Raw genomic sequence first — 23,436 nt, forward strand, 5'->3', positions numbered from 1 at the left:
GAGCTGCCTCTATGGCATTCTTATCATAAGGATTCATAACCCCAGCTTCTCCAGAACGAACAAGGTTTTTAGTAACCGGGTCAATTTTTAAATTATTAGAAACAGGTACTTGTTTAATACATACTACAATTTTTAAGCTCATTAGACTTACTCCTCTCTCTCATTCACAACTTCTTTAGCTATTTCAATCATCATTTTTTCTAGTGATCCTTCGGCAAGTTGTAACGCACGAGCATCACGAATTAAATGTTCCACAGGATACTCACGGCTATATCCATACCCGCCTAACACTTGTAGAGCATGATCAGCTGCAATAACTGAAGCACGACTTCCATACGATTTCGCCATGGTAGATACTTTAGCGTAAGATTTACCTTCTGTTTTCAACTTAGCTGCCTCTTGATAAAGTAACTGTGTGTTCTCTTTTGCAATAGCAATTTCAGTGATTTTCGTTTGAATAGAATGTAATTGAACAATAGGTGTATCAATTGCCTCACGTTTTTTTGCATAATCAACAGCAATAGTCAACGCATGTTCTGTGATTCCAGCTGCGATCGCTCCCATCGAAATACGAGCATCGTAGTGGGCATTATCTCCTATTTCTACACCTTGTCCTATTTTTCCTAACAGGTGATCTTCAGTAACCATTACGTTCTCTAAGAAAATTTCTCCTACAGGCGTACCAGTCATACCAATGAATTCTTCTCTCTTACCATGTTTAAATCCAGGCATATCTTCATCAACAAGGAAACAAGACAATTCGTTTGGCGCTGTTTTTAAGAGTACACAGTACACTTCTGCTAAACCGCCATTGGTAATCATTGTTTTATTTCCATTTAAAACCCATTTATCTCCTTCTTTAACAGCACTAGCTGTAAATCTCATTACATTAGATCCGCCTTGTGGTTCTGTTGAGGAGAATCCAAAGACACGGTGGTTTGCTTGCGGCAAATACTTTTCTTTTAATTCAGGTGTTGCATATTTCATTACTTGATCAACGGTTTTATAATGCCCTTCTAAAGTAAAAGCCACACTCGCATTCCGAACAGCAAAATCATATACCGTTTGAGAACTAGCGATAGCATCGAATCCGGCTCCGCCATATTCTTCCGGTATGGTCAACCCTAAAAAGCCTGTGTTCACCATGTTGCTCCATAATTCGGAAGGGTACTCTCTGTGTTTGTCAATCCACATATCAAACGGTTTTACTTCTTTATCAGCAAAATCTGTAACCATCTGATGTAGCATTACTTGAGGTTGGGTCAATTTTATACTCATTATTTTCATTCTCCTTTTGTTCAATTATGCACAAGAATTTAAACACTTTTTTAACACGTTAATTATAACGTAATATTTTTTTGATAGACTTGATTTAAATCAAGTACAATCACCCTAAAAAAAATTATTGAGGTCTTTTATATTTAGTAGAAAACTGGTAAACTAAAAACGTATTGTGAGGAATTATTGAGGAGATTACAAGATGAATAAAAGATATTTAAAATCTGATCATCATACTTATAAATGTCAAAAAACAGAGCATACTTGCATAGATTCTATCCCATTATTTCAATCATTATCAGCTGAACAAAAAGAAAAAATCCATTCATTAATACAACACAAACACTACTCTCGCGGAGAAACGATCTATCGGCCTGGAGAAACTGCAGATTCCCTTTACGTATTAAAGAGTGGAAAAATACGCGTATACCGATTATCAGATTCTGGAAAAGAACAATTGATTCGAATCGTGACTCAAGGAGAGTTTACTGGAGAATTAGCTTTGTTTAAAAAGGGTATTTACGAAGCGTTTACAGAAGCGCTAACAGACTGTTCAATTTGTGCCATTAAACATGCAGATTTTCGTGAATTACTTTTACAATGTCCCATGATGGCTGTTGAAATGTTAGCTACAATTTCTAATAGATTGGGAAGGTCTGAGCAACAGACAGCTTGGGCTACCACCGAGACCGTAAGAGACAGATTATTACACTTTTTGATCAGTTTAGTCGATTCAAAGGAAATTGAACCCATTATTGAATTAAAGATGGCTAAGAAAGATTTAGCATCTTATTTAGGAACAACATCTGAATCCTTAAGTCGAGAATTTGCTCGATTAGAAAAAGAAGGGCTCATTGAAGAAATTGCTTATGGAAAGATCAAATTACTACATTTTTCCTCCTACTAATTAATCCTTATTTAAAAAACAGAAAATCATTCCTTCAGTTACTTCTAAAAAAGTTGATAAAGATCAATTATTTGATCGTTGATTCTATTTATACTATAGCTATTAACTGATAGGAGGAAAAATCATGAAAAAAGCCGTATATCAATTAGAACCATTAACTTGTCCATCTTGTATTAAGAAAATTGAAACTACTTTAACTAAGACAGAAGGAATTGACTCCGTAAAGGTACTATTCAATTCCAGTAAAGTAAGAACACAATTCGATGAATCTAAAATCGAAGCCAGCACGATTCAAGACACGATTCAAAAGTTAGGTTATTCAGTATTGTCTTCTAAATTCTCTTAATAAGTTAAATCATATAGAATACTAAAAACATAAAAAGATCGCGATATTTTAAGTCGGGATCTTTTTTATGGATAGAGTATTCCTCTTCAACTTAACTCGAACAATGCATCTGAAGTTGTTATACTTAAATCAATAAGCTTAAATGTTACTACTAAGAAAATTCTTTAATGGAGGAAAAAAATGTCTAAAGACGCTATATACCCTAAAAACAGTGTTCCAACACATACAGGCTGTGTATCTTTAGTTCCTATTTTTAATCACTTAGAAAAGGAGCAGTTAGACGAAATAACGGTAACCACTCAATCTGTTTCATATAAAAAACAAGAACTTATTTATCATGCCGGAGATGAATCAACTTCTCTTTATATTATTCACAAAGGAAAAGTTCGTATATACAGATTATCGGAATCTGGAAAAGAGCAATTAGTTCGAATTTTAAATCCTGGTGATTTCACAGGTGAAATGGCTTTGTTTTCTGAATCTACGCATGAGACTTATGCGGAAGCTATGGTAGATACAAAAATCTGTCGGATCGATCGTTCAGATTTACAAGACTTCTTATTGAAATATCCCTCTATTTCTCTAAAGATTTTGGCTGAGTTTTCAAATCGACTTGAAGCATCTGAAAAACAATCTTCACGATTTGCAACAGAAAAAGTTGAAACTCGTATCGCCTTATTTTTAGTCGACATACTCAATGAAGAATTACCTAAAACAACTGAGGTCACTTTACCCATGAGTAAAAAAGACTTGGCTTCTTATTTGGGAACGACTCCTGAGACCATCAGCCGTAAATTCAATGAATTAGAAGATAAAGGTTTAATCAAACAACTGACACACAAACAAATTAAAATCATCGATTTAGATGGATTATTATTAGTTTAAGATAAAACCGTTTTATGAAATAGCCTAATTTTCAGTATTTCTTATATCGGTATAAATTTCTGTTTATATATGGATATCAAAAAGAGGCCAGATTATTATCTGACCTCTTTTTTCATGTTTGATTACTTAAGCTAATCTGTTACTCAAAAAAGTACAGTCTAGTTTCCTTATATGTTTTAAATCGTAATTTCTATCCAATTTCCTTCAGGATCGGCTACAACACTTTCATAGTACCCGTCTCCTGTCCAACGAGGTTGACCAATAACCGTATACCCATCATCTGAAATAGCCTTGGTTAAAGCATTGACTGCTGGTTCGTTGCCCACGCTAATAGCTAGATGTGCCCAACCTAATGGTGTTTCTTCTGGTCGATAAGTAATAGTAGGTTGTTGCATCAATTCTAATCGTACTTCTGATTCAGAAAAAGTTAAAAAGTAACTGGCAAAACCTCGATTAGTGTTTTCATAACGTTCTCCAGATTGAGCTTTAAAATAAGTTTCATAAAATTGGCGCATTCGTTCAATATCTTTGGTCCATAATGCTACATGTGCTATTTTCATTTAGAGGCCTCTTCCTTGATTGTAGTATTTTGTTCATTCGCGATTTCTGTCCAGTAAGCAGCTTGTTTATCTTCCCAGAAGGATTTGTCTTCTTGAGTGATGTCTCGAATAACCCGACAAGGGTTTCCAACAGCTATCGTATTCGATGGAATGTTTTTCGTTACAACAGATCCAGACCCGATAACGACATTATCTCCAATTGTCACACCTGGATTCACTACGGCACTTCCGCCGATCCAAACATTATTTCCAATAGTAATCGATGTCCCAAATTCCAATCCACTGTTGCGTACAGTTGGGTCAATCGGATGACCTGCTGTATACAAGCATACTCGCGGCCCAAACATAGCATTATCCCCAATCTTGATTGGAGCAACATCTATCATAACGCAATCAAAGTTTGCATAAAAATTTTTGCCAATAGTAATATTTTTCCCATAATCGACTCGTAAAGTGGGCTCAATGTAGATATCTCCTGCTACATCATCAAAAATATCCATTAACAGTTGTGTACGATACGGTTTTTCCTCTTCAGTTGTGCCATTAAATAATCGAACCAATTGTTGTCCTTTTTGTCGCATAGCTTTCAATTCTTCTCCTTGTGCAAGATACAATCTTCCTGCTACCATTCGTTCTTTTTCAGACATCTCTTTATCTCCTCATATTCAAAATTTATTTTTATACCTTATTAAACTTGACCCTTAGTTGTTATTGTTTTTAAGGCTTCATCTTCAAACGAAGTTCCTCCTACTTTATTTTTACTAATAAAAAACACAATATTAAATACGCTTTCATTTAACATTACACATTGCCCCGTTATCTATGTAATATAGCAATCTCCTTATTTCGTCTATATTTTTAAACCAAACAATTAATTTCTTAAGAAAAATAAAGTAAAAGTACAACTATCATTATCTTAGCATGAATAATTGAGGATTAAAAGATACTAAAACACACCTTAAAGTATCCTAATATAATACTTTATCGTTTACACAACGGATTCAATTACCTAACACTAATGATCGACCAAAAGAATCTTTTGGCACACAAATCAAAACCATTATCAAATGATTAACAACAAATCGTGCATTAGTTGGAATTATTATAGCTACCATTCAAACTCCTGACATACTTTTCTTCATCTATCATCTATCCATTAGGTAAAAATAAGTTCACGAAAATACTGCTATACTTGCTGAAAGACACGAAAAAGCAGGTTTTTAATCAAAAAAAGACCTGCAGACACACCTTCAAGTGAACTTCTGCAGATCTATTTTCATAGTAAAAATTTAAATTGTATGCGGTAAAGCATGTTCTGATTCACGTGGAACTGTAATCACTACAGAAATCACAGCAATTGCCACAAACAATACATTAACCAATAATCCAGACATACCAGCTAATGCAAATGAACCCTTTGCTGCTAATATTGAGTAAACACTAGATGAGATAGCTACACCAATAGCTCCACCTAAAGAACTAGCCATTTTGTATACTCCAGATGCTACACCAACTTTACTTGCAGGTGCTGCAGAAATAGCTGTATCTGTAGAAGGTGTTGCATAAAAACCAAGTCCTAGACCATATAAAGCAAAACCCACAAATACAAGAACAGAATAAAAAGCACCTGATATAAAGGTTAGAGACATTAGAAGAATCCCAACACCGGCAATGCTTGTACCAAGTAACATTGGTTTACGAGCGCCGTGTTTTTGCAATGCTTTTTCACCTAAGCGAATAGATGACAATACACAAACTAGGTAACCAATTGTTAATAAACCTGATTGAAATGAAGAATATCCTCTACCCATTTGAACATACGTATTTGCAACAAACATCGTACCTGCAGATGCGTTTAATAAGAAGTTTGATAATGTTGCACCACTATATGCTTTATTTTTGAATAATGAAAAATCTATTAAGCTATTTGAATGTTTTGTTTCAACTTTGAGGAAAATAACAGTTGAAAGAATAAATACTACGATAAGGGCAATTGATACTGGGCTTATCCATCCAAGAGAAGAACCATTTGTAATATATAAATTGAACGTTAACATCATGATAACAAAACTAAATAATCCACCTAAATCGAAAGCTTTTTTCTCAGTAGAAACAACTTTACTTTCAGGTGTACCATTGATTAATAAATAACCAGCAATAGCAAAGATAATTGAAAAGATAAAAATATATCTCCACCCTAAATAAGTGGCAACCATTCCACCGAATAATGAACAGATTCCTGAACCACCCCAAGATCCAATAGACCAGTAGCTAAGTGCACGTTGACGGCCTGGACCTTCAAAATAAGTTTTCATAAGTGATAATGTCGCGGGCATGATCGTTGCTGCTGAAAAACCTTGGATCACACGACCAATAATCAACAATACTGAACCTTGTGCAAATACTAAGCACAAAGATCCGATGACACTTAAAACCAAACCAATTTTTGTAAGCTTCACACGACCAAATTTATCAGCCATTGCTCCTGCTCCAACCATGAACATACCAGAGAACAACGCTGTTAAGCTAATTGCTATATTTAAAATACTAGATGAGATCCCTAAATCATCCTGCACCGCAGGACCAATATTTAACATGGTTTGAGCAAATAACCAAAATGTAATAACACCAAAAACGATACCAACGATTAATTTATTCGTTCCTTTATAACTTATTTCCATTCTCTTTCTATTCTCCTTTTACTAGATAGTCCACTACAATTGAACCCATAGCTTTTGCAGCAACGATTAAACTTGATTCACTGATTTTAAACTTAGGGTGATGATGTGGATAAGCTTCGCCTTCTTCAGGAGCAGCACCCACATAAAAGAACATACTTGGACGTTCCTTTGCATAATACGCAAAGTCTTCTGAAGGGGGTTGTGCATCACACATTTCAATTCCTTTTAATTCAGGAATGGTTGTTTGTTTCAAATGACTGATCGTTTCTTCTGTTAGATCTGGGTCATTATATAAGACAGGATAATCATTTTCATATTGCAACTCATACGTAACATCAAACATGGCTGCAATACCATCTAATTTAGCACGAATTTCTTTTTCAACTATTGTACGCACTTCTTCAGACATTGAACGGACATCTCCATCTAATTGAACAGCATCTTTAATGACGTTAAATGATCCACGTCCATCAAAATTCCCAATAGTAATTGAACCCACATCAAATGGATTCAAACGACGACTCACGATAGATTGCACGGCCACTACAAAATAACTTGCTGCTACAATTGCATCATTTGCTTTGTGCGGAGAAGAACCATGTCCACCGACACCTTGGATTTTAACATGAAAATTTGCACGGCCAGTTTGAATATTTTCAGGACGATAAAATAGTTTGCCTGATTCCATTTGAGACATCACATGAATACCAAAAACATTATCTACACCATCTAATGCGTGATCTTCAATCATTTGAATCGCGCCACCTGGAGGCATTTCTTCAGCATGTTGATGCAACACAACGATTTTTCCTTTTAGTTGTTCTTTTATTTCAATTAAAGATTCTGCTAAAATCAACATGTATGCCGTATGTCCATCATGTCCACAAGCATGCATCACTCCTGGATTTTTTGATTGAAAAGGAACACCCGATTCTTCTTTAATCGGCAAGGCATCCAAATCTGCACGAATCGCAATTGTTTTTCCAGGATTCCCTGAATCAATTGTTACAACTATTCCTCGTCCGCCTACATTAGCACGTACGTCGCAATCTTTACCTTTATAAAAATCTGCAATATAAGCTGCCGTTTTTTCTTCTTGAAAAGATAACTCAGGGTTCTCATGTAAATAACGACGTATGTCGATCATACGATCTTGTTTCTCATTCATTTTTTCAAACAGATTATTTTTGATGGATTCATTCATAACTTAACCTCCTATTTTATATATATTCGAAGCGAATGAATTTGCTCATTCGTTCATTACTACTCTATTTTAGATCTGATTTAGAAAAAAAGTAGGTCAAAACTTTACCCAAAAGGATTCTTTTTTGCCTTTGTTCTTTTTAAATGGTCTATATCAGGTAAAGAAATGTGCTTATTTTTTATCTATTTGCTTTTTAACACAATAAAAGCTTATTCTATTGACTATCAATTAGAATAAGCTTTTAATTTTTAAAAATTCTATTGGGACTTTTACAGATCTAATTCAATTTTTTTCAACTCAATAAAATGAATAGAATTGATATCCATATAAGCGTAAAAAGACCATTTCCCATCGATGATTTCATCTTTTATTTCTACATCTGGAGTTGCGGTAGAAATAATATACTTCATCACGTCTTGGCTAATGCCATGCTTACTATTTATCTTTCTTAAGTTGTCATAGAGAGCACCGTTTTTACGGTCAAATTTAAACCGAGTAACTTGGTACTCACCAGGATCCAAACTATCAAGGGTTACTTGTAGTTCTTTGCTATGCTGTCTTAAAAACAATTCATCCACTGAATAACGGGGATTAAAATTTCGCTCGTGAAAAATGGCTAATTGATACCCATCTTCATTTTTTGTCATCAGATGATTTTCACCCTCTGATAATATGGTTCCATATAATCGTTCTTTAAAAAACATCGCATAATAAACCGGGCGTTTTCCATTAAAATAATGAAAAAGTTCAAGTCCATCTGAAACAAGATCTGTACTATTATGAATGCGCTCATGAATTTCATTATTGATCCAAAAACCTAACCCTTGTACCTCTTGACTTAATTCTATTACGGTATTAAAAATAAGCGCTGCACGGAAAAACGTGCCATTGATGTACCGGGAATCCCCTGTTAACGTATTCCACATATCAAGAAATAATGGTTTTCTAACACCATTCTTCTGAAGAAATTGCTTTAGTTTTTTTGCTTTATTTATGTGGTAATTTTGTGAGTTGATAAAATTTTGATCACTTGTGTCATCAAAATTAATATCCGTATTCCGATTCGCATCAAAACTGATAAAATCAATACTATGTGCTTTTTTCAACACCCACATGTGACTGGCTACAGTTTGCATCTTTTCTTCATCAAAAGGTAAGAAAATACCCAACTGAATATGCGCAGATTTCTTTTTTAAAATCCCTTGCAACGTTTCATATAAGTCTTCTAGTATCAATGGGTCAAGCTTTGTTTCTTTTGGTGCATAAAAAAGCACATGCCAGTCTTTGACAAAATCTTTTCCAAATACTTGAATGGTGTGGTTTAAAAACTCTTTTAACCTAGAAAAATAATCTTTAAAATAAAGTATTTCATTTACATTGATGCGCAGAAACACACTGAATCCTAACTCTTTAATTGTCCGTAAAGCTAGGTCAGAATTGGCATAGCTTGAAGTAGTAGAAATCGTTTCATCCGTGTTAACTTCTGGCAAAATTGTTGTCCCGCCTATTAAATTACGAATGCCAATATAATCTATTTTCATTGAACTGTGTGTCATTAAAATTTGTTTCTTTATATTTTCATTCAAGACATCTTTTAATTCACCAATAAAAATAATATGGTTCTCATGCATAAGCGTATTTTTTGTTTGCTCCATTGGCGAAACAAGTAATTTTTCACTTGTAAAGTCATTTCCTAAAAGAGATTGATTCACTTCTTTATCACAATACTTTGTCAATTTTACCAGCACTTCTGGAGAATCTAAAATACTAGATTTCCCACTACTGTTCCTAGTAATGTATCCTTCTGCAAGAGCAGCAGATTTATGTTTTTTTCGGTAATTAGCTGGCGTCTGCTGATAAATTGACTTAAAAGCAAGTGCAAATTGTTTTGCGGTAGTGAATCCATTGCGAGATGCAATCTGAAAGAGCGAATCTGAGGAATGAACCAAATCTTCTTTACTGTGCTTAAGTCGAACACTAGTCAAATATTTCGAAAAATTAATGCCTACAAATTGTTTGAAATAACGAGAAAAATAAGAAGGCGATAAAAATTCTTGATTTGCCATATCTGTCAGTGATAGAGGTTCTCCATAATGGTGTTCTATATAATTTAGAATACGTGTGATTCGCTCATCCTCAAGTTCAATTTGTTCTTGATAAGGAATACTTTTTTTGAAAAAACGAATCATCATCAATAAAATTTGATAAAGATCACTTTGAACGCTGACGGAACTGTCTTCACTTTTCTGTGAATGAGAGATGACTATTTTAGCTAATAAACGACGCAATTGAGCTAAAACTTCCTCACGACCGGTATCACTATTTTTAGAGAAGCATTCAAATATATAATGATAATAAGCTTCATACTGCATTTTAAAAAAGTGATTCGTAATTGAAAGAGAAACAAGAACATTGTTTGAATCCCCAGAAATACTATAGATGGTATTTCGATTGATCATTAGAATATCGCTCTCTTGCAAGTGGTAATCTTTTCCATCCATAGAAACCATAAAATTTCCTTCGACTACGAATAAAAGTATCGTACCTGCAAATTGTTGAGACGAGACAGATTGAATACTTTGAATCATAATCTCAAAATCAGTTATAAATTTCTGTTTCATATTACACTCCCTTTGGGCAAATCATTCTACTAGATAATCCACTCGTTTATTTGTTGTTCCCACTATTCTTATCACACTGCTATTATATGGGTCATGATACGCGAAATCAAATACACTTAATTTTTGTAGCTAAAATAGTCATTAAAACAATATATGTTACAATAAACATGCTTATTTTGTTTGATCCATCTTTATACTGGAGGTATCTATTTGAATAAAAAATCTTTTTATTTATACGGCAGTATCTTGCTGTGTATCACCTTGTCTATGTTATTTGTACAAAACAATTTCTATTTATATGATGATCCCATAGCAGAAGTCGTAACAGTAACTCTTAACGAACAAAAAAGCTCTAACGATCCAACTACTAATGATCGTTTGTTTGATCAAACTCTAGTTGGGAAACTAGTAAATGGCGAACAAAAAGGTGAATTAGTCACATTAGAAAATACTTACTCTCTATCTGGAGCATATGATCACGAGTACGAAATAGGTGATGAAATTTTTGTCTCTATCCAGAAAAATTCAGGCAGTGATTTAAGAGGAAGCGTTGACGGTCCAAAACGAGATAAATTTGTTTTAGCAGCAGCTTGGTTATTTATACTAACGGTACTACTAATTGGAAAAAAAAGCGGCTGGTTTTCGATCCTCAGTTTAATCCTTAATGTCTTAGTATTGTCACTCGCATTAACTGTCTACACAAATTCAGAAAGTGCTAACTTACTACTTATCTGCAGTGGTTTAGTTGTTTTTTTCACGGTTACTTCTCTATTCTTGGTTAGTGGAAATAGTGAGAAAACTTATGCTGCTATCTTAGCCACATTGACGGGTACTTTTTCCGCTCTTCTGATTGCTTATATTGTGATGCAGTTAACGGCTGAAAAGGGACTTAGATATGAGGAGATGGCTTTCATAACCAGGTCTCCGCAAAAAATATTTTTAGCTAGTATTCTCGTTGGTTCTTTGGGCGCTGTAATGGATATTGCGATTACGATCATCTCTTCTCTTTATGAGTTGTACGATAAAAACAACTCTATTCCACTAAAGGAATTAAAAGCTTCTGGAAAAGAAATCGGTGCAGACATTATGGGCACTATGACAAATGTTTTATTTTTTGCATATGTTAGTGGAAGCATACCTATGATTCTTCTATACTTAAAAAACGGCTCTACACTGGGTTACACGTTATCAATGAATTTATCCTTAGAATTGACCCGTGCACTCGTTGGAAGTATTGGAATTGTATTAACCATTCCAATAAGCATTTATACTGCAACTTATTTCATTCAAAAAAGGAGGGCTCATAAATGAATGTTTTAGTGTGCCTATCGCTTATTTTATTTGTACTCATGAAATTGATCAGTGGCGAAAAAGGGACAAGATCATTTATTGCTCTTTTTCTAAACTTTGGTATCACCCTTTTGACGATACTCTTAATGACGAGAGAATCATTTAATCCAATTTTTCTAACCATGATTGCTTGTATCCTTATTAGTTGTATCAACCTCTTTTATATAAATACGATAAATCTTAAATCCGTTATTTCATTTATTGCAACACTGATGACACTGTTCTTTTTAGTTGGGCTTATTTTTATATTTGTTGAAAAATCTATGATACAAGGATTTGGCATCGAAGAGATAGAAGAACTTTCTTTCTTCAATCTCTATGTTGGGATAAATTTTCTTGAAATCGCTAGTTGTACGATTATAATGGGTTCTATAGGGGCTATTACAGATACCTCTATCTCCATTTCTTCTGCAATGAACGAAATTTTTATCCACAATCCATTCATGGACCGCTACAATCTTTTTAAATCCGGTATGAATGTTGGAAAAGATATTCTGGGCACCACCACAAACACTTTGTATTTCGCATTTATTGGTGGATACTTAGCCTTAATCGTTTGGTTTAAAGACTTGTCTTACACGTTTGGTGAGGTGATCAATTCTAAAGTATTTAGTTCAGAAGTCATTTCCATATTCTGTATTGGGACAGGCGCAATTCTGATCATACCTATAACCGCTTGGCTTACAGCCCTTATTTTAACGTCGCCTAAAAAAGACGTTCCTGTAAGTGAGAAAGTTTGATAAAATTAGAAAAACTTGCTTCAGTATTAAAATTGATGCTATTTTCAAGGGAAAATAAAGACTTTTGGAGCCTCACTCTTCCATGGAGAGGCATTTCATGGAAGAGTGAGCTCCTTTTTTACTCCACTTTAACGTGAAACGTACTTTCACGGAAGAGTGAACTTCTTTCACTCCACTATTTGAGTCTATCTTAATATAAAAATCCATATGCAAAGAAAGGGCTGAGATACAAAATCTCAGCCCTTTCTTTTAATTATTCGTTCTAATGGTTACAAATCTCCAGTTTTTTCTTGATATGTTTGTAGTTCATACATATCAAAGTAGGTTCCTTTTTTATCGATCAATTCATTATGAGTTCCTTTTTCCACAATTTCGCCATTGCTCAAAACTAAAATTTGATCTGCGTCTTTTATAGTGGATAAACGGTGAGCAATGATTAAAGATGTTCGATCTTTGCGCATATTGGCCAACCCTTTTTGAATTTTCTCTTCTGTTTCAGTATCAATATTCGCTGTTGCTTCATCAAGAATCAGAATACGCGGCGAACGCAGAATGGTTCTAGCAAAACTGATTAATTGTTTTTCTCCGGCAGATAAACTTGCCCCACGTTCGATGACCTTTGATGCGTAACCATGCTCCATTTCAGATATAAATTCATCTGCATAGACAAATTCTGCAGCCTTTTTAATTTCGGATTCTGTGTAGTCGTTATTATACATCCGGATATTGTCTGCGATATTTCCATAAAATAAGAAACTATCTTGTAGAACCAATCCCATTTTAGTTCTAAGTCCTTCTATTGGCATATCCTTCAGTGAGTGACCATCAATAGTGATCTCTCCTTCGTGATATTCGTAGAACCGCATCAGTACATTAATAATGGAACTTTTTCCTGATCCCGTTTGTCCGACTAAGGCAACTGTTTCTCCTGGTTTCACTTCAAAGCTGATATTACGCAAGACTTGCTTACTACCATCGTATGAGAAGTTCAGATTATTTACACGAATATGGCCTTCTGTAATCATACCATTTGTGTCTGGCTTGGATTGTGGAGCAAGTTCTTCACTTTTCAGCAACTCTTGAACCCTATGACCTGAAACAATTCCATCTTGTAACGAGCTCAAGCTATTCATCATTTGGCTGATCGGTTGGAAAAATGATCGTGAATAAGCCGTAAACGCGTATACCAAACCTATATTAATGTTCCCTTGGGTCCAATCTTGATACCCAAAAATAAGCAGCACCGCTACTAGAGCGACCGATTCAATCACATTGATTGCGGGCGCCAATAATAATGCGTTCATACTGTACATAGAACGACGAGAAACGACATATTCTTCATTGATTGTATTGAACTCATCTACCAACCGCTCTTCTTGGTTGTATTTTTGAATAATACTCATCCCACTAATAGATTCACTTAAATTGGCATTCAGCTGACTTAATACTTTTCGCATACGACTGTAAACAAGTGTGCTCTTCTTTCGATAAACACCTGCGATCCAAACAATAACGGGTGTGAAGAGAAGAAAAACTAAAGCCATACGCCAGTTTAGTGCAAACATAGCAATCGTAATTGACAACACATTGAATAACCCAGTAGCAATGGTCAAAAAGACAGTCCAAAACTCTTTGATAGTCTCTGTATCATTTGTCACTCTGGAAACAACTGTCCCCGCTGGTGTCTGATCGAAGTAACGCATACCAAGTAAAACGACCTTTTCATACAATTGATTTCGAATATTGCCCACGGTTCTTTCTGAAGCAGTGTTAAAGAGAAAGTCTTTTGCATAAGCAAACACGGCTTTAAGAAGGGTTAATATCCCATAAAAAGTTACTATACGTACCGTAATCTCGATTGTTGCTGTTCCATTTGCTAAATACGTATCGATGTAGCGCTGAATAATAATAGGCAAATACGCAGCTATAGCTGAACCCAATGCCAAAAATACAAATGAGACGAGGAATAGGAACTGATAGGGTTTTGCAAAGCGAACTAAACTAATCAAAATACGCCAAGATTCTTTAGTAGAAAAAGCCGTTTGTTTTTGTTTATCCATTATAACCCCTCCCCATCTAATTTTTTCTCCAGTTGTTGTTTTTGATACATATCACGATACCAACCTTTTGTTTCAATTAATTGCTCATGAGAACCTCGTTCACTGATGGTTCCTTTTTCCATCACGATGATTTCATCTGCGTGCATGATTGAACTGATACGGTGAGCAGAAATAATCGTTGTTTTATTTCTTCGTTCTTTTTTCAATGAATTTAAGATAGCTTCTTCTGTGTGAGCATCTACTGCTGATAGTGAATCATCTAAAATCAGACAGTCTGGCTCTACCGCTAAAGCCCGAGCAATAGCAATACGCTGTTTTTGTCCACCAGATAAAGAAACACCTCTTTCGCCCACTTCTGTATCGTAACCCTGCGGAAACTGCAAAATATCTTCATGAACATTCGCTAACCTTGCATATTTTTCAACTTCTTCTTGAGTTAAATCTGGATTTCCAAATCGGATATTTTCTCTAATGGTTGTTGAAAACAGAAAATTTTCTTGTGGGACGATTGCAATGCCTTTTTTTAGTGATTCTAAAGCATAGTCCTTTATATTAATATCATTGTATGAAATCATACCTTCATATTGATCGTAATCGCGTAACAATAATTTATAGAGTGCGCTCTTTCCAGCACCCGTTCTGCCAACAACTCCCAGCATATTTCCTTTCGCTAAGTGAAAAGAAATATTGGTTAAAACAGGCTTCTCGTCATCTGGATAAGTAAACGATTGGATATCAAATATAATATCTCCCTCTAATGCTTGGCGATAAGGATTTTCCATTTCTACAATAGAAGGGGTATAGGCTAATAAAACATCCACTCTATCGTAAGCCGCACTTCCTCTTTCAAGGGTATTGATTAATCCCCCTACTGCGAGCAATGGCCATTGCATCATACCGATGTAACTGATAAAAGCTACTAGATCTCCAATCGATATCCGTCCACTTTGAACATAATTTCCACCAACTAATAAAGCAATCACATACGTTAGCCCCATGACGATTTCTATACTTGGGTTTAAAGCTGCTTTTAATTTGTAGACACGTTGATTTTCATCGACAACATGTTGCGTTTCCTTTTTAAAAGCAGACAAATCTTCTTTTTCTTCACCCAACGTTTTTAAGACCTTCATTCCCGTTACACTTTCTTGAACATGGTCATTCATTGATGAAAAAGCTTGTAGTGCACCTCGGTAACGTGCATGAATCATTTTCCCTAAATACGTTGAAACAATGATCAAAATAGGTAATGGCAAAACGGACACTAATGTTAGTTTCCAATCGATAAAAAAGAACATCGAAAAGAGTGTTACACCGCCTAATGATAAGGCATCCGTCAACGTCAACACACCATCCGCTGCAACAAATCGGATAGCTGCTAGGTCATTTGTTGCATGTGCCATCAAATCACCCGTTCGGTATTTGTGGAAAAATTCTGAATCCATACGCGTGAAAAATGAAAACAACCGATTACGCAAGATAGATTCAATCAATGTTGAATTTCCAAATAAAGCCATTCTCCATCCATAACGCAAGGCGTACATAATTAGGGCAAAAATAAGGATCAAACTCACCCAAAAAATTAAAATCTTCCAATTTAACGTTCCAGCTATAAAGTGGTCAATGATGGTTCCAATAATTTTAGGATTCATCACTTGTAGAATAGCGCAAATAATTAGCGCAGAAACACCAAAAGAATAGCTTTTCCAACGTAATTTAAAAAACCAACCATATTTTTTTAACGTATTAAACATCATTTCGTCCCTTTCTTTTACTTACTGAATTTTTAGGCGGCATTATATTTCAAACCACAAAAAAACAAATAGAAAGGAAACTTCCTATTTGTCCCGAATAGTAGTTATGAGTGGTGTATTATTTTTTTAATTCCATCATCTTGAGGTAACTTTGATAGTTCTTTTTTCCACCAGATAGGTTGTAAACTTTTTTAAATCCATGATTCAGTAATACGTTTTGAGACGCATTTCCAGTTACACCTTTATTGCAGTAGGTGATTGTTACTAAAGATTGATCTAACTCTGCACTTCTCTCTCTTAATTCAGCCAGAGGAATATGAATCGCTCCTTTAACATGAGCCTTTTCAAAATCCTTTTTTGAACGTGTATCGACAATTTGCAGGGACTCACCAGTATCTTGACGCTGCACTAAATCAGCTGGCGTCATCAATGGATTGCGTTTTAAGGCATTATCCAATGCCATGCCCGTATAAAGAATAGGGTCTTTAGTCGTGGCAAATGGTGGTGCATAGGCTAAATCTAGATGAAATAAATCTTCAGCTTTTGCTTTAAAGGTGATGGCTGTTGCGATTATGTCGATTCGTTTGTCTACACCACCTTGACCGATAGCTTGTGCACCTAAAACGCGACCTGTTTCTTTATCCGCTAATGCTTTGATCGTTAATTCTTTTCCACCTAAATACTCAGCGTGGTCTGGCTTGATGTTATATAAAATTTCAACATCATACCCTTCTTTTTTCGCTTCTTTTTCGGTTAAGCCTGTTTGACCAACCTGTAGATCAAAGATTCTAAAGATTCCTGTTCCTAATACGCCTCGGTGTTCTAAATCGCCACCAGTAATAACATCTCCAGCGATTCGACCCATTTTATTAGCTGTTGAACCTAGTGGACGATAGATGGGTTTGCCTGTAATAACGGAGAAGCTTTCGGCCACATCCCCAACTGCATAAACATCTGGAAGATTGGTTTGCATTTTTTTGTTTACCGCAATCGCTCTTGATGCCCCAAGCTCTACACCCATTTCTTTAGCCAATTCTGTATTTGGACGTACACCTGCAGATAGGATAACGATATCCGGATCAATCGTAACCCCATTTGTCGTGATGACTTTTTCGATTGAGGTTTCTCCTTCAATCGTTTTCACTGTATCACTTAGAATCAAATTAACGCCTTTCTCGCGCATATGCTCCTCTACACGGAAAGTCATGTCCGCGTCCATTGGGGGCATCACTTGATCTTCTAATTGAACAATCGTCACTTCCAACCCTTTATGAACCAATTGTTCTGTCATTTCTAAACCAATAAATCCAGCACCAATAATCAACGCTTTCTTGGGTTGTTTAGCAGAATAAACTCCAATATCTCGGGCGTCTTGAATAGTACGAACTTGGAACACATTGTCATATTTCTTTTGGTTAAATGGAGGAGGAGTGAATGGAGAAGCCCCTGTTGCAAAAACTAAAACATCATATTGATCACTTTTCTTTTCACCAGAAACAAGATCTGTCACTTCTACTTGTTTGTTGGCATGATCAATCTTTGTCACTTTATGTTCTGTGAAAATAGAAACGTTGTATCTCTTTTTGAACCACTCTGCATTTCTAGGCATTAATATATCTAAGTCTTCCACTTCTCCACCAATTTGATAAGGAATTCCACAAACTGAATAAGAAATGTCTTTTCCTTGATCATAAACGACAATTTCAGCCTCTTCTGTATTTCTTCGAGCTTTAGCTGCTACAGATGTACCCGAAGCAACGGATCCAATCACAATAATTTTCATGAATTTTCTCCTCCTACTTGCTGTGTAGTTGCAGAAGTAAGTTGACTAGTATCAGATACTAGTTGATTAATACATTTTTCATTTAATGAATAATGATGCCATGTTCCTTTTTTTTCTACTGTAACTAAACCCGCATTTAAAAGAACTTTTATATGATGAGATAACGTAGGCTGTGTAAAATCGAATTGCTCCAGAATATCGCAAGCACATAACTCACCATTAGAAAGCATATCTATTATTTGTACACGTTTAGGATCAGACAAAGCTTTCATCACTTTTGCATAAGATTCATAGTCCATAGTTAAACCTCTTTCTTTTTTCTACTCTTACTAATATAGATGACTTTCTATCTATACGCAACTATTTTTTGGGTAATGATGAATAGACATCACAAAATTTTTGAGCGGTTTAGGATGAGATAAGAGAGGGCTACCTCATAATTTTAGATAGAGAAAAGGATCTAGTATGATTTATATAGACTCTACTTCATAAAACTGTACGAAAAGAAGATGAGGTCATGAGCTAAAGCAGTTGTAGCTCATAATTGAATCTAAAAATAGACTTAATTATGAGATAAAAGAGGTTTATCTCACAATCTCATACAAAAAAGCATCCGTTTTATCCACTAGACGAGGCCTATCTCATAATCGGAACTTAAAAACAGAGTAGATTATAGGGTAAGAGAGTTCTGGCTCATTATCCACATCTTTTGCATAAGAGTCAGTGAATATTAAACTTTCTGGAGGAATCATGATGCTTGTAGCCACGAAAAGGATGACATGCTCATTACGGAAGAAATTTTATCTACTAAAAGAGTCAAAGCACTACTCCGCTTTGACTCTTGGTAGACTCATCCATATCATTTAACGAAGAACCAACTTTAGTGATACTTTTACGATCCAATTTGTTTAATAATTAGTTGCAGCAAAACGAACTGCTTTTTCCTTACTCTCATTTCTTCTCCGTTTTTTCGTAAGGCTTAAACAGTAACTTGTTGTCTTCTGTCAGGATAAGAGCAGCTGAGAATGTTTGACCAGTCTTTTTCTTAAATCCTTTTAATAACTGCGTTTCTCTCGTATCTAGCAACTTCTTAAGAGTCGCTTCAGAAAGTGTTTTTCCTACGTACCTTTTGGGCAATGTAAAAGTGCAGCCATTGCTATAGCCACTACATCCATAGAATTTTCCTTTATCGATCATCATCTGCTCACAAACTGGACATTTTCCAATTGCCTTCTGCGACAAATGGTTGGTACTTTTGGTATGAGTAGACCAATCATTCTTTTCAATAACTTGTGCACTTGAATCTAAGGTATGAGCAATAAATTTTTGAATACTGTCTAAGAAAGCTTGCTGGGTGCCGTCTTCATTTTTGATTTTCTTTAGATAGGTTTCCCATTTAGCCGTCATCTCAGGACTGCTAAGAAGGGTGTTTTCAACAGCTTGGCACAAGATTTCCCCTTTTTGAGTAACCGTTACATTATTTTTTTGAATCTCTATATAATGCTGCTTTTTAAGGGTTTCTAAAACATTCGCTCTTGTTGCTTCTGTTCCAATACCTTCTGTTGCCTTTAAAATCTCTTTTTCTTCTTCATTTTCTAATTCTTTACCGCAAGTTTTCATTGCGGTAATCAACGTACCTTCTGTGTATGTTTTCGGTGGCGAAGTAAATCCTTCTGACGTATTTAGATCTGTTTCTACTGACTCCCCGTTTTTTACTAACGGTAGTTCACTAGTTGCTTCTTTATCCGACTTTTTACTTGCTCCATATTCTAGTCTCTGCCAACCTTTATCCAATATCACTTTTCCTTTGCTTAAAAACGGAACAGTTTTGATATCTACAATGACAGTTGTTTCATCATATTTATAGTCTGTCTCAAACATAGCCATTGTTCGCCTTAAAATAGTAAAGTAAATGTCTCTTTGAATAGATGGCAGCTTCTCTAACGCTTTTTTTGCAGGTACTTTTTTAGTTGGAATAATAGCATAATGCTCTTGAACTTTTGAACCGTCTACATAGCGTTTTCGTTTGCTTGTATTTGGCTCTTTAATGGTGTGGTTTAATATACCTTGATACCCTTCAATTCTTTCTAACAAATACCGAAACTCTGAATCAGTGATGTATCTGCAATCACTTCTAGGATAACTTACTAATTTAGCTTCATAAAGCGACTGTACATGCTTCAATGTATCCGAAGGGCTCACTTTATATTTTTTGTTTATTAAACTTTGCAAGTCACTTAATGAAAATAGAAATGGCGAAGGCTGTGATATTCGTTTAGTTTCAACAGAAGAAATCACACCAGGATTGCTGGCCAACAACTCGTGGTTTTTGATAAATTCTTGCAATTCCTTTTTCGCAGGAAATTTCTTTGCATACTTAGCTTTAAATACACCTTTTTCAGCTGTTACTGTTGCGTGTAATTCGAAAAAGGGTTCTGGAATAAAATTTTCAATCTGTTTTTGGCGCGTATAAATCATATAGAGTGTCGGTGTTTGAACGCGTCCTACACTGAATACTCCTTCGTTGATGCCTTTTTTCTGCAAAGAGAGAGTATACATACGAGATAAATTAATACCCACCAACCAATCACTTATTTGCCGTGTTTGGGCTTCAACGTAGGAAGAATAAAATTCTTTTCCATCTCTTAAATCAGCAAAACCTTTTTGAATTTCATCAGATTCAAGTGAATTAATCCATAGGCGTTTAATTTCTTTATTGCCAGCTTTGGCTTGATTGATGATCGAACGCGCAATATTTTCTCCTTCGCGATCACTATCGGTGGCGATAATGATTTGATCAGCTTCTTTTAACAATTTTTTTACGACATTAAATTGCTTGGCTTTTCCCTGTCCCACTTTAAACTTAAATGTTTCTGGAATGATAGGCAGCTCTTTCAAGTTCCATTTCTTCCATTCATCCTTGTATTCCTCTGGAGAAGCCAATTCAACTAAGTGTCCAAATCCCCAAGTAATCACGTCATTCGATGAATTTAAAACAATATACCCATCTTTTTTTGAAAATTTTCCAAAAGACTCAGCATAAGCCTGCGCTTGGGAAGGTTTCTCTGCAAGTATTACTGTATGTCCCATTGACTGATCCATCTCCCTTACTGCTGTATTTTAGCGGTACCAAACGTCTATTTCTTTCCTTATTTTGGAAGATTCCTCTTTAAAAGTCAATCTATTAAAAAAATCAAGCCAAGTATTTTTATAAAAATTGGAGCTACTAAAATAAAGCAATCTTTACTGTAAATGAAATTTCTCATAACTCAAAAAGCTTGGTTTCTTAAGCTGGTATGCTAAGAAATCAAGCTTTTTTATTAATTAAAAAATAATATAAGTCCTTTAAATTTAGAGTCTTTCTATATACCCTTCTGTTCCATTCACTCGGTTTCTTTGTCCACCTTGGATTAGCTTAATGACCTTATCAACACTAAAACGAGTGCTCTACTAAATTTTATTTCTTCACCTATTTCGGATAACGAATGTATTCTTTTTGTTTTGCAATTCCAATACGAAGGTCACTTTTTGCTTTCTCTAAATTTAATATAATCATTTTTTCTGGATCATTCGACTCAATAAGATCTAAAGAGCGAAGATTTTCTTGCATTTTAGCAACATTCTTGGTTATTCCGGTAACAAATGTACGCTGATCACGTGATAAATCTTTCCATTCTTTTGTGGTCTCTAAATAGCCAGTATACGCACGGATTACGCTATTTTGGTTCAACAAAAGAGATAAGGTTTCATATTGATAAAGATTAACCCAATTGACTATTTCGATATTATGATCAATATCTTTTTGTGTTAACTGTTCTCTTAACAACAATCCCTCATAATAACGGTGATAGTCATTCGTCAGCAGGTTGAATTTCTGTTGCACCTCCCATAGATGCTTGAATGATTCGTGTCCTTCAATTACAGCAATTTCTGATGAATTTACTGGGATTTCCAGCGGTTTCGTATAATAAGAGGTATCTATTTTTAAATGTTCACCGCCAACACGGAAAATATTATTACTCGTATCTGAAAAAAGCGATAAATAAGACTGGGCAATTTCTGCCTCTTCTCTCTTTTCATCCCCAACTGTTGTAAAATAAGCGGTAGCTTTTGGTGTGTTTCCTACAGTGAATCCAGCCATATAATAGCGTTTTTCATTTACTTCCCAAAAAATAGGATTCACGAATACTCCTTCATGCCACTTGCTGAGTTTCTTTGCTTTCTTAATCAACAACTTTTCTGTTTTCTTATCCATTTTTTCCTCCTAATAGTGACAATCGCGTTATAGTTATATACTACGCAAAGTATTTCATATAAAGTTTTATTGCATCACTATAAAGTATATAGAGTTATTTCTGCATCTGCAAATGAAATCCTTTAAAGCGAAGGGCTATAAACTCATTAGCTCAGTTCAGTAAAATAAATCGATAAAAAGCCGTATCAGAAACCTTTATTAAGATTTTCTGATACAGCTTTTTTTTGCTAAAGTTACATTTCTCAACACATCTTATTTTTTTGGGGATGGCTATCACTTTTCCTTGCGCAGCTAGACACAACTCTTGAGCTTTAAAAATATGTTCAATCCGTCTGTTATGAAACAATCTACTTCAAATATAAAGGCGGCCCCATTTTCATTGTCGGTATAATACAAGAATTGCTCGATTTGGTGGCTGCCAATGTCACATAAGATTCCGCCGTCTTGTTCTTTTCTTAAGAACCAGTCTGGACGTATCTCTTTATCTAATTGATGTGGACCAAATTCGGTTACTTGAATGACTTCTCCAATTTTGCCCTCTTTGATCAATTGATCTACAAAATTGCTCCCTCAATATGCAGGCGTTAATTAAAGTAAACAAAAAATTTCTGAGCTGTTTTTTTTATTTAATGTAGCATATTATTAGATGGTTAACAGCCATTCCAAATACCTTTCCTTCAAAAAAGTACCCTTCAAAGTGAATATTTTGAAGGGTACTCCAGATTTTTTTAAATCTATATCTGACTTGCTTTTTCTTTATTCATCACACTTTTCAAGCGATCAGGATAGTTAGTGATAATAGAGTTCACATTATCTGTCAATAATTGTTGCATATCTGATTCTTCATTGACAGTCCAGATATTTATACCTAGACCTCTATCCGTTATTTGCTTCGCGGTGTCGGAGTTAAAGCTGCGATAATTCGGGTGCAAATATTCAACCCCTAGAGCTTCAGCATAATCGATTAGTCTTGAAGGAACATTCAGCGTAAGTTGTTCAATCAATAAATCTG

At 35.1% G+C, this 23,436-nt stretch carries 19 protein-coding genes and 1 pseudogene; 5 read left to right on the forward strand and 15 right to left on the reverse strand.

Annotated features, from left to right (window positions below):
- Positions 1 to 142, reverse strand: a pseudogene (locus ABS911_RS08990) (electron transfer flavoprotein subunit beta); the annotation flags it as partial.
- A gap of 5 nt (positions 143 to 147) precedes the next feature.
- Positions 148 to 1,278: an acyl-CoA dehydrogenase family protein gene (locus ABS911_RS08995; protein WP_350467279.1), complete on the reverse strand. Its 1,131-nt coding sequence runs from the start codon at positions 1,276 to 1,278 to the stop codon at positions 148 to 150.
- Positions 1,279 to 1,480: 202 nt separating this feature from the next.
- On the opposite strand from ABS911_RS08995, the gene ABS911_RS09000 reads away from it, so the two are divergent.
- The 3 genes from ABS911_RS09000 (at position 1,481) to ABS911_RS09010 (ending at position 3,416) form a co-directional block, all read left to right on the forward strand.
- Positions 1,481 to 2,185 carry a Crp/Fnr family transcriptional regulator gene (locus ABS911_RS09000; protein ID WP_350467280.1) on the forward strand — a complete coding sequence of 235 codons (705 nt, stop codon included), beginning with the start codon at positions 1,481 to 1,483 and terminating at the stop codon, positions 2,183 to 2,185.
- A gap of 124 nt (positions 2,186 to 2,309) precedes the next feature.
- A complete protein-coding gene (locus ABS911_RS09005; RefSeq protein ID WP_350467281.1) occupies positions 2,310 to 2,531 on the forward strand; it encodes a heavy-metal-associated domain-containing protein in 222 nt (73 codons plus the stop codon).
- A gap of 180 nt (positions 2,532 to 2,711) precedes the next feature.
- On the forward strand, positions 2,712 to 3,416 hold the full coding sequence (locus ABS911_RS09010; protein WP_350467282.1) for a Crp/Fnr family transcriptional regulator: 705 nt from the start codon (positions 2,712 to 2,714) through the stop codon (positions 3,414 to 3,416).
- A gap of 176 nt (positions 3,417 to 3,592) precedes the next feature.
- Here ABS911_RS09010 and ABS911_RS09015 read toward each other — a convergent pair whose 3' ends face one another.
- The 5 genes from ABS911_RS09015 to ABS911_RS09035 form a co-directional block, all read right to left on the reverse strand.
- Entirely contained in the window at positions 3,593 to 3,976 is a 384-nt protein-coding gene (locus tag ABS911_RS09015) for a VOC family protein (protein ID WP_350467283.1), read from the reverse strand.
- Positions 3,973 to 4,623, reverse strand: a complete 651-nt coding sequence (locus tag ABS911_RS09020; protein ID WP_350467284.1) for a sugar O-acetyltransferase — start codon at positions 4,621 to 4,623, stop codon at positions 3,973 to 3,975. The genes ABS911_RS09015 and ABS911_RS09020 overlap by 4 nt, the downstream gene beginning before the upstream one ends.
- A 642-nt stretch (positions 4,624 to 5,265) precedes the next feature.
- A complete protein-coding gene (locus ABS911_RS09025; protein ID WP_350467285.1) occupies positions 5,266 to 6,657 on the reverse strand; it encodes an MFS transporter in 1,392 nt (463 codons plus the stop codon).
- Between the two features lie 7 nt (positions 6,658 to 6,664).
- The gene (locus ABS911_RS09030) at positions 6,665 to 7,861 is read right to left on the reverse strand and encodes an amidohydrolase (protein WP_350467286.1); all 1,197 of its coding nucleotides are present in this window, start codon (positions 7,859 to 7,861) and stop codon (positions 6,665 to 6,667) included.
- Positions 7,862 to 8,130: 269 nt separating this feature from the next.
- Positions 8,131 to 10,482, reverse strand: coding sequence for a helix-turn-helix domain-containing protein (locus ABS911_RS09035; protein WP_350467287.1), 2,352 nt, complete (start codon positions 10,480 to 10,482; stop codon positions 8,131 to 8,133).
- Between the two features lie 210 nt (positions 10,483 to 10,692).
- Between ABS911_RS09035 and ABS911_RS09040 the strand changes: the two genes are divergently transcribed.
- Positions 10,693 to 11,793 carry a YibE/F family protein gene (locus ABS911_RS09040; protein WP_350467288.1) on the forward strand — a complete coding sequence of 367 codons (1,101 nt, stop codon included), beginning with the start codon at positions 10,693 to 10,695 and terminating at the stop codon, positions 11,791 to 11,793.
- Positions 11,790 to 12,572, forward strand: a complete 783-nt coding sequence (locus ABS911_RS09045; RefSeq protein WP_350467289.1) for a YibE/F family protein — start codon at positions 11,790 to 11,792, stop codon at positions 12,570 to 12,572. Before ABS911_RS09040 ends, ABS911_RS09045 begins: the two co-directional genes overlap by 4 nt.
- Before the next feature lie 269 nt (positions 12,573 to 12,841).
- Here the strand turns inward: ABS911_RS09045 and ABS911_RS09050 are convergent, their stop codons facing one another.
- The 8 genes from ABS911_RS09050 to ABS911_RS09085 all read right to left on the reverse strand — a co-directional run.
- Positions 12,842 to 14,632 carry an ABC transporter ATP-binding protein gene (locus ABS911_RS09050; protein ID WP_350467290.1) on the reverse strand — a complete coding sequence of 597 codons (1,791 nt, stop codon included), beginning with the start codon at positions 14,630 to 14,632 and terminating at the stop codon, positions 12,842 to 12,844.
- Positions 14,632 to 16,386, reverse strand: coding sequence for an ABC transporter ATP-binding protein (locus ABS911_RS09055; RefSeq protein WP_350467297.1), 1,755 nt, complete (start codon positions 16,384 to 16,386; stop codon positions 14,632 to 14,634). The genes ABS911_RS09050 and ABS911_RS09055 overlap by 1 nt, the downstream gene beginning before the upstream one ends.
- A gap of 118 nt (positions 16,387 to 16,504) precedes the next feature.
- Positions 16,505 to 18,169: an FAD-dependent oxidoreductase gene (locus ABS911_RS09060; RefSeq protein ID WP_350467291.1), complete on the reverse strand. Its 1,665-nt coding sequence runs from the start codon at positions 18,167 to 18,169 to the stop codon at positions 16,505 to 16,507.
- On the reverse strand, positions 18,166 to 18,468 hold the full coding sequence (locus tag ABS911_RS09065; protein WP_350467292.1) for an ArsR/SmtB family transcription factor: 303 nt from the start codon (positions 18,466 to 18,468) through the stop codon (positions 18,166 to 18,168). Before ABS911_RS09065 ends, ABS911_RS09060 begins: the two co-directional genes overlap by 4 nt.
- Positions 18,469 to 19,120: 652 nt before the next feature.
- Entirely contained in the window at positions 19,121 to 21,259 is a 2,139-nt protein-coding gene (locus ABS911_RS09070) for a type IA DNA topoisomerase (RefSeq protein WP_350467293.1), read from the reverse strand.
- A gap of 379 nt (positions 21,260 to 21,638) precedes the next feature.
- Positions 21,639 to 22,424 (reverse strand): hypothetical protein, encoded by a 786-nt coding sequence (locus ABS911_RS09075; RefSeq protein WP_350467294.1) that lies wholly within the window; start codon positions 22,422 to 22,424, stop codon positions 21,639 to 21,641.
- A 291-nt stretch (positions 22,425 to 22,715) separates the two neighbouring features.
- On the reverse strand, positions 22,716 to 22,973 hold the full coding sequence (locus tag ABS911_RS09080; protein ID WP_350467295.1) for a Gfo/Idh/MocA family protein: 258 nt from the start codon (positions 22,971 to 22,973) through the stop codon (positions 22,716 to 22,718).
- 185 nt (positions 22,974 to 23,158) lie between these two features.
- Positions 23,159 to 23,436 (reverse strand): glycerophosphodiester phosphodiesterase (locus tag ABS911_RS09085; protein WP_350467296.1); only part of this gene is annotated, 278 nt, incomplete at its 5' end.

It is taken from the genome of Carnobacterium sp. (assembly GCF_040274425.1).

Bases quoted from the DNA above. Each gene is read 5' to 3' on its own strand.
- ABS911_RS09030 (WP_350467286.1), bottom strand. From the start codon at position 7,861: ATGAATGAATCCATCAAAAATAATCTGTTTGAAAAAATGAATGAGAAA.
- ABS911_RS09050 (WP_350467290.1), bottom strand. From the start codon at position 14,632: ATGGATAAACAAAAACAAACGGCTTTTTCTACTAAAGAATCTTGGCGT.
- ABS911_RS09065 (WP_350467292.1), bottom strand. From the start codon at position 18,468: ATGGACTATGAATCTTATGCAAAAGTGATGAAAGCTTTGTCTGATCCT.
- ABS911_RS09005 (WP_350467281.1), top strand. From the start codon at position 2,310: ATGAAAAAAGCCGTATATCAATTAGAACCATTAACTTGTCCATCTTGT.
- ABS911_RS09045 (WP_350467289.1), top strand. From the start codon at position 11,790: ATGAATGTTTTAGTGTGCCTATCGCTTATTTTATTTGTACTCATGAAA.
- ABS911_RS09070 (WP_350467293.1), bottom strand. From the start codon at position 21,259: ATGGGACATACAGTAATACTTGCAGAGAAACCTTCCCAAGCGCAGGCT.
- ABS911_RS09055 (WP_350467297.1), bottom strand. From the start codon at position 16,386: ATGTTTAATACGTTAAAAAAATATGGTTGGTTTTTTAAATTACGTTGG.
- ABS911_RS09010 (WP_350467282.1), top strand. From the start codon at position 2,712: ATGTCTAAAGACGCTATATACCCTAAAAACAGTGTTCCAACACATACA.
- ABS911_RS09025 (WP_350467285.1), bottom strand. From the start codon at position 6,657: ATGGAAATAAGTTATAAAGGAACGAATAAATTAATCGTTGGTATCGTT.
- ABS911_RS09015 (WP_350467283.1), bottom strand. From the start codon at position 3,976: ATGAAAATAGCACATGTAGCATTATGGACCAAAGATATTGAACGAATG.
- ABS911_RS08995 (WP_350467279.1), bottom strand. From the start codon at position 1,278: ATGAGTATAAAATTGACCCAACCTCAAGTAATGCTACATCAGATGGTT.
- ABS911_RS09035 (WP_350467287.1), bottom strand. From the start codon at position 10,482: ATGAAACAGAAATTTATAACTGATTTTGAGATTATGATTCAAAGTATT.
- ABS911_RS09000 (WP_350467280.1), top strand. From the start codon at position 1,481: ATGAATAAAAGATATTTAAAATCTGATCATCATACTTATAAATGTCAA.
- ABS911_RS09075 (WP_350467294.1), bottom strand. From the start codon at position 22,424: ATGGATAAGAAAACAGAAAAGTTGTTGATTAAGAAAGCAAAGAAACTC.
- ABS911_RS09060 (WP_350467291.1), bottom strand. From the start codon at position 18,169: ATGAAAATTATTGTGATTGGATCCGTTGCTTCGGGTACATCTGTAGCA.
- ABS911_RS09020 (WP_350467284.1), bottom strand. From the start codon at position 4,623: ATGTCTGAAAAAGAACGAATGGTAGCAGGAAGATTGTATCTTGCACAA.